Below are 11,569 nucleotides of genomic sequence, written 5' to 3' on the forward strand. Positions count from 1 at the left end.
GATTTAGATATAAGCAAGCGGTTAATTCCTTGCAAAATTTTGCAAGGAATTAACCGCTTGTTTTGTTATATGATTTGGTAAAGCCAAATAATAATTGGCATCGTAAACACACATAATAGGGTGGTAACTCCATAAATTGCACTCGCCTTTTTAGCATCTTGCCCGTAGGCAACCGCCATTTGTGTGATAGTTGCGGCGGAAGGGCTGATTGTAGCAAGAAAGGTAATCATCACAATGGTTTCACCATTAATAACCCAGCTTTCAAAACCACATAATTTAATCACACCTAATAGAATCAGCGGAATAAAGATTAAACGCAGAAATGTAATCAAATAAATCCGTTTATCGGTAATAATTTCTTTAAATGGAATTGCGGCAATTAGCATACCTGCAACCAGCATTGATAAAGGTCCGATCATATTGCCTAAACCGGACAAGGTGCTGGCAATCGTTGTTGGTAACTTAATATGCAAGAGGAATAACGCCATTCCCACAATAATGGCAAGAATATTGATATTTAAGATAATTTTTCTCAACGGTACACTACCTTTACCGCAGATTAAAGCCCGTAAATGCGACCAAAACAGGACACTTTGCACGACAATAAAAGCGGTGGAATAAATAACCCATTCAGGTCCCAAAAGAGAAGCTACAATTGGAATAATTAAATTTCCTGAATTGGAATAAATGGTTGTGGCTTGTTCAATATTATCTAATTTCGCACTTTTCTTGAGTATCCAGCCCAATAAAATCAACAATGCACTAAAAATGATTGAGATAACAAAGGCAAGATATAAACCATTAAGTGTTTCGGTGGTGTAATCGACTTGAAAGGCTGTTATCAGCATTGCTGGGCTAATAATATAAAGCCCGATAATTGAAATTGGATAACTTTGTTCTGAAGTTAAAAGTTTTGTTTTTACAATAACGTAGCCTAACAGAACCATTAAGGTAAGTTGTAAAATTTTGTCTGCTAATAAAAGTGCGATATCCATTGCTATTTAAGAGATAATCTCTCTTCTCCCGAATAAATGGTGGCTTTTCCTTTGCGAACAAATGCCAATAATGTGAATTGATTATCACGAGCCATTTTTGCCGCCATTTCGGTTGTAGCTGAAATAGCACATAACATTTCAATTCCAACTGCTAGGCATTTTTGCACCATTTCAAAACTGGCTCGGCTGGTAACAAAGACAAAACCATTTGGAAAGCCTGCTTTAGCATACCAGCCAATCAATTTGTCTAATGCTACGTGCCGCCCCACATCTTCCCGAATGGCAAGTAATTCCCCCTCCACACTGAAAAAGGCAGCTGCGTGGCTTGCACCTGTTTTTTGCGATAATGTTTGTGCGTTTTCCAGCTGCTCTAAACAACTTTCTAAAATAAGCGGATTAACACCTTGCAAGCGGTTATTTTTTTTAACAATTTTGCAACTTTGATTGACTTGTTCTAACTGCTCTACGCCACAAATGCCACATCCTGTTCTGCCTGCCATTGAACGGCGTTTATCTTTTAATTGCACAAATTGTCGGGTAGAAATTTCAAGTTGAATCTCCACACCATTTTCTTGCTCAATAATATCTAGCCCGTATAATTCTTGCGGAGAATTCAAAATCCCTTCCGCTAAGGAAAAACCGAGTGCAAAGTCGGCTAAATCCGAAGGGGTTGTCATCATCACCGTATGAGAAATGCCATTATAAACTAAAGCAACAGGCACTTCTGAAATCAAATTATCTTCACAATTTTGCTGTTTAAGCTCCGTTGTTGAGAATAATAATTTTTTGGCATCTATTTTTGTGATCTTATTCACAATATTCATCTCTTCTATGCTTAAAAAGTGGTTTATTTTGTTAAAAAGTTGTATCATATCGGCACTTAAATTTGGTTTAAATCAAATTAATTTGATATTTAACCTATTTACCGACAAAAGAGTATATTCATTTCCTTTTATTAAGAGGAAAATGATACACCTCTTCGATCAATTTATTAACTTAATTTTTTGATCAACTTTACTTTTATTTACCACATTATGTGATTTTGGAGTGATTATGCAGATCTCAAGACGTAAGTTCTTTAAGGTCTGTGCAGGTGGTATGGCGGGTACTTCTGCTGCAATGTTGGGCTTTGCCCCAACGGCAGCATTAGCCGCCCCTCGCGAGTATAAGCTCTTAAGAGCGAAAGAAACTCGCCAAACCTGTACTTACTGTGCTGTAGGCTGTGGAATGATTATGTACAGCTTAGGCGGCGAAGCAATGAATAGCAAAGGGAAGCTTATTCATATTGAAGGCGACTCTGACCATCCAGTAAGTCGTGGGGCATTATGTCCGAAAGGTGCCGGAGCATTAGACTATGTAAATAGTGATCGCCGTGTACATTATCCGGAGGTGCGTGAGCCGGGTTCAAGTGAATGGAAACGCATTTCTTGGCACGAAGCTGTGGAACGTATTTCTCGCCATATTAAAGATGACCGTGATGCAAACTTCATTGAAAAAAATGCAGAAGGTACACCGGTTAATCACTGGCTAACCGCCGGTTTCTTGGCAGGTTCTGCGTGTAGTAACGAAACAGGTATCATCACGCAAAAATGGATTCGTTCTCTCGGTATGGTATTTACCGACAACCAAGCGAGTATCTGACACGGACCAACGGTAGCAAGTCTTGCTCCATCATTTGGTCGCGGTGCGATGACCAACCACTGGGTTGATATTAAGAACGCTGATCTCGTTATCGTAATGGGCGGTAATGCCGCTGAAGCTCACCCTGTCGGTTTCCGCTGGGCAATTGAAGCGAAAAAACAAAACGGCGCTAAGTTAATGGTGGTAGATCCACGCTTTAACCGTAGTGCTGCAGTTTCTGACATCTATATGCCAATCCGTCCGGGTACGGATATTGCATTCTTATTAGGTGCGGTAAACTATTTGCTGAAAAACGATAAAATTCAGCACGAATATGTTAAACACTATACCAATGCGACTTTCTTAGTACACGAAGGCTTTAAATTTGAAGACGGTTTATTCACCGGCTATGATGAGGCAACCCGTACTTATAAAGATAGATCGACTTGGGCATATCAAATGGATGAAGAAGGCAATCCGAAACGGGATATGACTCTTCAAGATCCTCGCTGTGTACTAAATATGTTACGTGAACACGTTTCTCGCTATACGCCTGAAATGGTTGAACGTATTACAGGTACGCCACAAAAAGACTTCTTGATTTTCTGTGAAGAGATTGCAAAAACCTCTGCACCGGATAAAGCTGCGACTTTCCTTTATGCGTTAGGTTGGACTCAACACACCGTTGGTGCACAAAACATTCGCTCAATGGCAATTATCCAGTTACTGTGCGGTAACATCGGTGTTGCAGGCGGTGGTGTAAATGCGTTACGTGGACACTCAAATGTACAAGGTATTACCGACTTAGGTTTATTCCCTGCACGTCTTCCAGCGTACTTACCATTACCAAGCGAAACAGATGTTTCATTAGAAGCATTCTTAACGCGTATTACGCCAAAAACAATGGGTGCAGGTCAAACCAACTATTGGGCAAATACACCGAAGTTCTTCATCAGTATGATGAAATCGTTCTATGGCGATAAAGCAACTGCGGAAAACGAGTTTGGTTTCCACTATCTGCCGAAACTACAAAAAGGTGGTATAGACCACTTCCGTTTCATTGAGCAGATGTATGAAGGTAAAATCAACGGTTACTTCTGTCAAGGTATGAACCCGATTGCCTCTTACCCGAACTCACAGAAAATCATCAAAGCATTAAGCAATTTGAAATATTTAGTTATTTTTGACCCGCTTGTAACCGATACTTCTGAGTTCTGGAAAAATCACGGCGAGTTCAATAATGTAAATTCTGCGGAAATCCAAACGGAAGTGTTCCGTTTACCAACAACTTGTTTCGCAGAAGAAGATGGTTCTATTGCAAACTCAGGTCGTTGGTTACAATGGCACTGGAAAGCGGCTGATGCTCCACACGAAGCAAAACCGGATATTGATATCTTATCTGAAATTCGTGCTGAATTAATCCATCTTTACCATAAAGAAGGTGGTAAAGCACCAGTCGAGCCATTAGAAGCAATGACTTGGAATTACGCAAATCCGCTTGAGCCAAAAGCAGAAGAAATTGCGAAAGAAAATAACGGTTATGCGTTAGAAGATGTGAAAGATGCAGATGGCAATATTATTGTCAAGAAAGGCGAATTACTTTCAAGTTTCGGTCAAATGCGTGATGACGGTACAACCTCTGGTGCGTGCTGGATCTATACAGGTCAATGGACGCAAAAAGGTAACCAAATGGCTAACCGTGATAACTCAGACCCATCAGGCTTAGGTAACACCTTAGGTTGGGCATTTGCGTGGCCGGCAAACCGCCGTATTCTATATAACCGTGCATCAGCGGATTTAAGTGGTAAGCCTTGGAATCCAAAACGCCAATTAGTGAAATGGAACGGTAAAAACTGGAACTACATTGATGTGGCTGACTTCGGTACAGCACCACCAAATGCACCAACAATGCCATTTATTATGCAACCAGAAGGTGTATCAGGCTTGTTTGTGCGTGAACGTATGATTGATGGTGCATTCCCGGAACACTACGAGCCGTTAGAAACACCAATCGGTACTAACCCGTTACATCCTAATGTAATTTACAGCCCGGTTGCTCGTATTTTACCAACGGATAAAGCGGATTTAGGTACAAGTGATGAGTTCCCGTATGTAGGTACAACTTACCGCTTAACCGAGCACTTCCACTATTGGACGAAGAACTCGATGATCAACGTTATCGCTCAACCGGAGCAATTTGTTGAAATCGGCGAGAAATTAGCTGAAGAGAGAGGCATTAAAAACGGTGATAAAGTGCGTGTTTGGTCTAAACGTGGTGAAATTAAAGCTGTTGCAGTAGTAACGAAACGTATTCGCTCATTAGTGTCTGACGGTAAGCCAATCCACACTATCGGCATTCCGATTCACTGGGGATTTGCAGCAACTACCGGTGCGAAAAAAGGTTATTTTGCAAATAACTTAACCGTACGTTCAGGCGACCCGAGCTCTAATACGCCAGAGTCTAAATGTATGTTGTTAAACATTGAGAGAATTGGAGGCTAAAAATGGGTGTAGTTCAATCTCAAAACATTATTAAGATCTCCGCAACCTCTGATTTAACACCTGCACCGCAGGCTCGTTCGCACCAAGTAGAAGTGGCAAAATTAATTGATGTAACTACCTGTATCGGCTGTAAGGCTTGTCAGGTAGGTTGTTCAGAGTGGAATGATATCCGCTCTGATGTCAATGCTGCTTGTGTTGGTGTTTACGATAACCCTGCTGATCTGAATTCAAAAGCGTGGACGGTAATGCGATTCAACGAAGTTGAAGAAAATGACCGCTTAGAATGGTTAATCCGTAAAGACGGCTGTATGCACTGTACCGAACCGGGCTGCTTAAAAGCCTGCCCGGCTCCGGGTGCAATTATTCAATACGCCAACGGTATTGTGGATTTTCAATCTGATAAATGTATCGGTTGTGGTTACTGTATCGCAGGTTGTCCGTTCAACATTCCACGTATGAACCCGGAAGATAATCGCGTTTACAAATGTACATTATGCGTGGATCGTGTAACGGTAGGTCAAGAGCCGGCTTGTGTGAAAACTTGCCCAACAGGTGCAATTCGCTTCGGTAGCAAAGAACAAATGAAGTTCTATGCGGAACAACGTATTGCAGACCTCAAAGCTCGTGGTTATGAAAATGCAGGTCTTTATGACCCTGAAGGTGTGGGTGGTACACACGTTATGTATGTATTACATCACGCAGATAAACCGGAACTTTATTCAGGTTTACCAAAAGATCCGAAAATTGACACCACAGTTACGCTATGGAAAGACATCTTAAAACCGGTTGCAGCCGTTGCATTAGGTGGCTTAGCATTAGCTGAAGTAGCACACTATGTAACCGTTGGTCCAAACGTTGAGGAAGATGTTGAAGATCACCACCACGATATTAGAGAAGGAGATAGACATGAGTAAGCCATTTATCGTTACGAATGATACCAAAATCGTTCGTCATAAGCCGTTAGCTCGTGTTAGCCACTGGTTTCTCGTTATTTCATTTTTTATGACGATGTTTACCGGTGTAGCATTCTTCTTTCCTGATTTTGCTTGGCTAACAGAGATCTTAGGTACACCACAAATTGCTCGTGCGGTACACCCTTTCACAGGGATCATTATGTTCATTGCATTTAGCATTGTTGCATTAATGTACTGGCATCATAATATTCCTGAGAAAAACGATATTCGCTGGGCAAAAGGTATTGTTGAGGTGTTAAAAGGTAATGAACACGCGGTTGCCGATAACGGCAAATATAATCTAGGTCAGAAATTACTCTTCTGGACATTGATTATTGCAATGTTTACCCTTTTAATTACGGGAATTATTATGTGGAGACAATTCTTCTCAGCATATTTCTCAATTCCTGTAATTAGAATTGCGATTTTACTTCACTCTACAATGGCATTTATGTTATTTACCGGTATCTTAGTGCATATCTATATGGCATTCTGGGTAAAAGGCTCAATCAGAGGTATGGTTGAAGGCTGGGTAACGGTTCGCTGGGCGAAAAAGCACCACCCAAGATGGTATCGTGAAGAAGTGTTACCTGAAATCGAAAAACACGTTAAGAAAGATAACACTATCCAATAATCACACAAAGTGCGGAGAATTCCGCACTTTTATTTTATGACTATGTTATATAACTTAGGAAAGTTATGAGTATCAAAATTTTACAGCAAGATGAAATTCAACAAGTTGCAAGTTCATTCCAACAACCTGAATTACTTTTTGCTAACCCTAAAAATCTCTACTCTCGCCGTGCAAAGCGTTTACGCGAGTTAGCCAAAGAAAATCCGTTTGGCGATTATATGGAATTCTCCGCCAACTTAGTGGATATTCAGCTGGAATTATTAACTAGCAGACCAATTGCAAATTATTCGGAAAAAATAACCGCTTGTGTAGAATTAACACAAGGCGATAAACCATTAAACAGCAAAAATTTCCAACGTAGTGATGAGTGGCGAGAGCTATTATTCGCTATTATTGATAAATTCAAACCTTATGCTAATGACACCATACTCCCAACACTAGAATGGTTGGAAAAAGCCTCTGCTTCTGAGTTAGAGACCTTAGCAGATAATCTTTTAAATGAGCATTATGAACTTGTAGCAGCAGACAAGGCAGTATTTATTTGGGCTGCCCTTTCTCTGTATTGGGTACAATTAGCACAGCAGCTACCTCGTAATACACGTGCTGAAGTGGGGCATAAACATTTTTGCCCTGTTTGTAACTCCGCCCCTGTTACCAGCGTGATTCATTTTGGCGAAGCACAAGGTTTACGCTATTTACACTGCTCTTTATGTGAAAGTGAATGGCACGTAGTACGTTCAAAATGTACAAACTGCGATGAAACAGGAAAGTTAGATTATTGGAGTTTAGACTCTGCTGAAGCAGCCGTAAAAGCAGAAAGCTGTGGAGATTGCCACTCTTACTTAAAAGTGCTTTATCAAGATAAAGATTTTAATGTTGAGCCTGTAGCGGACGATTTAGCCAGCCTGTTTTTAGATTCTGAAATGGAACAAAAAGGCTTATCGAGAAGCGGTGTAAATCCATTCTTATTTCAAGGCGAGTAACTAAAAAACGGAGCATAAGCTCCGTTTTTATCTTGGTCGGGAAATTTTCTTGCTTTCGCAGCGGTTTTCAATCACATCTCTATCAGACATAAATGCATATCGGCATTGAGATTTATAGTACTGTACTTCGGCTCTATCAAGAATTCGTTGAGCACCGACACGTAACTCCTCCATAGAAAAGCTACTAACTTCCTCCTCTTCTTTTGGAGGTGCTTTTAGTACTCTACGTTCCGAAATTTTAAATGCCGGTTTATTGTCTTGTTGTTTAGAACTATTTACATTGGTTTTATGACTGATTTGGGCGTAAGCACTTCCAATCATAAACGAACATAAAGCTACTAAACTAAGAGATGCCTTCATATGTTCCCTAAAAATTTATTAGAAAATATTTCCTATTCATCGTCATATTCTATTATATTTATCGCATTGTTACAAATTCTTCTGAACCTGTTGGGTGAATAGCAACGGTATTGTCAAAATCCGCCTTTGTTGCCCCCATTTTGATTGCAACAGCAAATCCTTGAATCATCTCATCAACACCAAAACCAATGCCGTGTAACCCAACGATTTTTTCTTCTTTACCGACACACACCAATTTCATTCGGCAAGGCTGACGATGCTGAGTAACCGCCGTGTACATTGCGGTAAAAGACGACTTATAAACTTTTACATTCTCTTCACCATATTGCTCAATGGCTTGTGGCTCAGTTAAACCAATTGCCCCAATAGGTGGGTGGCTAAATACTACTGTTGGCACCAAGTTATAGTCTAAGTGCTCGTTTGGTTTGTTGTTGAATAAACGCTCTGATAATCGGCGACCCGCAGCAACCGCAACAGGCGTTAATTCAATACCACCTTCAATAATATCACCCACTGCGTAAATATTTGGCACATTGGTATTTTGGAATTTATCAACTTTGATAAAACCACGTTCATTTGTTTGAACGCCTGTTACGTCCAAATTAATCACATCGGTTGCAGGCTCACGACCAATTGCCCAAACTAAGGTTTCAATAGTAGTTTCACGCCCATCTTCTAAAATTAAAGTCAGTGTTCCATCTTGGTTTTTTGTTACTTTTTGTGGAATAGCTTGGGTATGTAGCTCAATACCATCTTGAGCTAATACTTCGAGCAAGGTTTCCACAATCAGCGGATCTTGCTGACGCAACGGTGCGTGCTGGCGAACAAACAAATGCGTTTTTACCCCTAAGCTATTAAATACGCCGGCTAACTCAACCGCAATATAACCTGCTCCCACAATTGCCACCGATTTTGGCAACGCATCTAACGCAAATACACCATCTGAAGTAATGCCATACTCTGCCCCGTCTAAATCCGGAATAGTTGGGCGACCGCCTGTTGCAATTAAAATATGATCAGCCGTTACTTCTTCTTTTGAACCATCTTCATAGCTTACTTCAATGGTTTTTTCATCTTTAAAGCGAGCAAAGCCATTTAACACATCAACATTATTTTTACTCAGTACATTATTATAGGAAGTGTGGATACGCTCAATATACGCTTGACGGCTTTCAACCAATTTTGCATAGTCAAAATGATTAACCGAGACATCAAAGCCGTAATCAGGAGCATAACGGTGAACTGCTTCTGCAATTTGAGCCCCATAAAACATCACTTTTTTCGGCACGCAACCCACATTAACGCAGGTACCACCTAAATGCTTTGCTTCAATAATGGCACATTTCTGCCCATAACTTGCTGCTCGATTAATGGAGGCAATACCGCCACTACCACCGCCAATTGCAATATAATCATAATGTTTTGCCATAAGCCACTTCCCATCAGTTTAAATAATAAAAGCGATTTTATTATAATCACTTTTGTCAAAAATGTATGCTGTCATCAATATTAATGTTTAACGTGTTGAGCATTTAAAATTTTATCAATATATGCCAACACTAAAGCAGAAATCACAAAAGTAACGTGAATAATCACTTGCCACATCATTTGCTTCTCATCAAGGTTGGAAGCATTAATAAATGTTTGCAGTAAGTGAATAGATGAAATGCTGATAATTGCCATCGAAAGTTTTACTTTCAGTACCGTCGCATTAACGTGATCCAACCATTCCGGTTGATCAGGGTGCTCGTCCACTCTTAATCTGGAAACAAAAGTTTCATAACCACCTACAATAACCATCACTAAAAGATTGGCGATCATCACTACATCAATAAGGTTTAATACGGCTAACATTACCATATTAGAATCCATTTGGTTTAGATCTACTACCAAATGATATAGCGATTTCATAAACTTATAAGCATAAATGCCCTGAACAACAATTAAACCTAAATAAATAGGTAACTGTAACCAGCGGCTGGCAAAAATAATTTTGCTTAAAAGATTCGCTCTTGTTTCTAACTCTGTATTCATATTAATCCCACATAACCATAAAAACCATAAATAAAAGCGGTCGAATTCTAGCAATTTTTTGCAAAAAAATTAAGAGATTCAACCGCTTGTTTTTAAAATTATTGATTACTTTTTAAATCCTTTCCCATTATTCCAAGACACCGTGTATTCTAAGCCTAAACGGCAACTTGGTAATGCCGGATTTGCTGCCCGACCAATAGCCAACAACATTACCGGCAAATAGCGGGAACTGTCAATTTCCAGTAAATCAACTACCGCATTACGGTTAAATACACCGATTGCGTGAGTATCATAGCCTCTATCTTTGGCAATCAGCATCAGCTGCATAGCGGTTAAACTGCTATCAATTAACACTTGATCTCGAATATCTGTTTCCGTTAATTGTTGATGAAGACTAAGTAAAAAATTAAATTTACGATCACGGAACTCTGGGTGCAAACAACCGGTTTCAACCGACTGATCCACAATATCACCTAATAATTTTTCATATTGCAAATCCGCCAAAATCACAACCACAGCGGAAGCCGTTTCACAAGGTGGACCATTAAAAGCAACATTGCCCGATAGCTCTTTTTTGATTGCTTCATCATCAACAACTACAAATCGCCAAGGCTGTAAATTCGCTTTTGAAGGGGCAAGTTGTGCTAAGGCTAACATCTCTTGTAGCTCTTCACGGCTAATTTTCACAGTAGGATTAAAGGCTTTAATCGTTTTGCGTTGCTCAATAACCGTTTTTAATTCCATCTTATTTCTCCTATATAAACTCTTTTTAGTCTATAACGTCGAAAACTTCAATGTAATAATTGAAAATAGGTATTCCGCTCGTTTCTTGAGATAAGTCAAAATTATCAAATCAACAAGCGGTCAAATTTTACTAAAAATTTGCAAATCACTTGCAAAAATTTTCCAATATTCAACCGCTTGTTGCTATTTCTTATTCGCTTTTAGCATCGCCATTAAATTAGCAATATTAGCAGATGATTTAGCCTCTTTTTGTTGCTCAGTGAGCGGTGGCTTATCTCTTTCCCACACCAAATCATCTTGTGGCAATTCCAGCAAAAAACGGCTTGGTTCAGGTTTGATAATTTCACCATATTGTCGACGCTCTTTGCATAACGAAAAGGTTAGCGTTTGCTGGGCTCGGGTAATGCCAACGTAAGCCAAACGGCGTTCTTCGTCCACATTCTCTTCGTCAAGGCTGGTTTGGTGTGGCAAAATGCCCTCTTCCATTCCGATCAGAAAAACGTGGGGAAACTCTAAGCCTTTTGAGGCGTGTAAGGTCATAAGCTGTACTTGGTCGGCTTCATCATCGTCTTCGCCACGTTCTAGCATATCCCGTAACGTCAGGCGATTAACCACTTTCACCAAATTCATCGGCTCTTCAATTTCATCGCCCTCAAGCATTCCTTGCACCCACTCAAACAAAGTTTGTACGTTTCGGCTCTGCATTTCTGCCACCTTTGGATTTACCGCTATTTCATACAAATA

Annotated in this window: 11 protein-coding genes; 4 read left to right on the plus strand and 7 right to left on the minus strand. The window is 40.0% G+C overall.

The genetic code is table 11. The features are described 5' to 3' along the window. Positions 1-65: 65 nt before the first annotated feature. Positions 66-995, minus strand: coding sequence for an AEC family transporter (locus ACJHV0_RS08650; RefSeq protein WP_025235570.1), 930 nt, complete (start codon positions 993-995; stop codon positions 66-68). Positions 996-997: 2 nt separating this feature from the next. Then, entirely contained in the window at positions 998-1,810 is an 813-nt protein-coding gene (gene fdhD, locus ACJHV0_RS08655; protein WP_025235569.1) for a formate dehydrogenase accessory sulfurtransferase FdhD, read from the minus strand. A 238-nt stretch (positions 1,811-2,048) separates the two neighbouring features. On the opposite strand from fdhD, the gene fdnG reads away from it, so the two are divergent. The 4 genes from fdnG to fdhE all read left to right on the plus strand — a co-directional run bounded on the left by fdnG (position 2,049) and on the right by fdhE (position 7,687). Further along, entirely contained in the window at positions 2,049-5,117 is a 3,069-nt protein-coding gene (gene fdnG, locus ACJHV0_RS08660) for a formate dehydrogenase-N subunit alpha (protein WP_483133942.1), read from the plus strand. Between the two features lie 2 nt (positions 5,118-5,119). Beyond that, positions 5,120-6,031, plus strand: coding sequence for a formate dehydrogenase subunit beta (fdxH, locus tag ACJHV0_RS08665; protein WP_483133943.1), 912 nt, complete (start codon positions 5,120-5,122; stop codon positions 6,029-6,031). Next, entirely contained in the window at positions 6,024-6,704 is a 681-nt protein-coding gene (locus tag ACJHV0_RS08670; protein WP_334228988.1) for a formate dehydrogenase subunit gamma, read from the plus strand. The genes fdxH and ACJHV0_RS08670 overlap by 8 nt, the downstream gene beginning before the upstream one ends. Before the next feature lie 65 nt (positions 6,705-6,769). Beyond that, a complete protein-coding gene (gene fdhE / locus ACJHV0_RS08675; RefSeq protein WP_025235564.1) occupies positions 6,770-7,687 on the plus strand; it encodes a formate dehydrogenase accessory protein FdhE in 918 nt (305 codons plus the stop codon). Between the two features lie 27 nt (positions 7,688-7,714). Here fdhE and ACJHV0_RS08680 read toward each other — a convergent pair whose 3' ends face one another. The 5 genes from ACJHV0_RS08680 to ACJHV0_RS08700 form a co-directional block, all read right to left on the minus strand. Next, positions 7,715-8,047, minus strand: coding sequence for a hypothetical protein (locus ACJHV0_RS08680; RefSeq protein ID WP_334236141.1), 333 nt, complete (start codon positions 8,045-8,047; stop codon positions 7,715-7,717). A gap of 58 nt (positions 8,048-8,105) precedes the next feature. Next, complete coding sequence (gene gorA, locus ACJHV0_RS08685; RefSeq protein ID WP_483133944.1) at positions 8,106-9,476, minus strand: glutathione-disulfide reductase; 1,371 nt, start codon at positions 9,474-9,476, stop codon at positions 8,106-8,108. 80 nt (positions 9,477-9,556) lie between these two features. Next, positions 9,557-10,081, minus strand: coding sequence for a TIGR00645 family protein (locus ACJHV0_RS08690; protein WP_483133945.1), 525 nt, complete (start codon positions 10,079-10,081; stop codon positions 9,557-9,559). A gap of 105 nt (positions 10,082-10,186) precedes the next feature. Next, positions 10,187-10,825, minus strand: coding sequence for a nitroreductase family protein (locus ACJHV0_RS08695; protein ID WP_483133946.1), 639 nt, complete (start codon positions 10,823-10,825; stop codon positions 10,187-10,189). Positions 10,826-11,008: 183 nt separating this feature from the next. Beyond that, positions 11,009-11,569: 3'-5' exonuclease (locus ACJHV0_RS08700; RefSeq protein WP_483133947.1), on the minus strand; the 561-nt coding region annotated here is incomplete at its 5' end.

It is taken from the genome of Mannheimia sp. (assembly GCF_056854775.1).

What these genes read in the sequence shown, in the direction of transcription:
- ACJHV0_RS08670 (WP_334228988.1), top strand. Translation starts at nt 6,024, where the DNA reads ATGAGTAAGCCATTTATCGTTACGAATGATACCAAAATCGTTCGTCAT.
- ACJHV0_RS08690 (WP_483133945.1), bottom strand. Translation starts at nt 10,081, where the DNA reads ATGAATACAGAGTTAGAAACAAGAGCGAATCTTTTAAGCAAAATTATT.
- ACJHV0_RS08650 (WP_025235570.1), bottom strand. Translation starts at nt 995, where the DNA reads ATGGATATCGCACTTTTATTAGCAGACAAAATTTTACAACTTACCTTA.
- fdxH (WP_483133943.1), top strand. Translation starts at nt 5,120, where the DNA reads ATGGGTGTAGTTCAATCTCAAAACATTATTAAGATCTCCGCAACCTCT.
- ACJHV0_RS08680 (WP_334236141.1), bottom strand. Translation starts at nt 8,047, where the DNA reads ATGAAGGCATCTCTTAGTTTAGTAGCTTTATGTTCGTTTATGATTGGA.
- fdhE (WP_025235564.1), top strand. Translation starts at nt 6,770, where the DNA reads ATGAGTATCAAAATTTTACAGCAAGATGAAATTCAACAAGTTGCAAGT.
- gorA (WP_483133944.1), bottom strand. Translation starts at nt 9,476, where the DNA reads ATGGCAAAACATTATGATTATATTGCAATTGGCGGTGGTAGTGGCGGT.
- ACJHV0_RS08695 (WP_483133946.1), bottom strand. Translation starts at nt 10,825, where the DNA reads ATGGAATTAAAAACGGTTATTGAGCAACGCAAAACGATTAAAGCCTTT.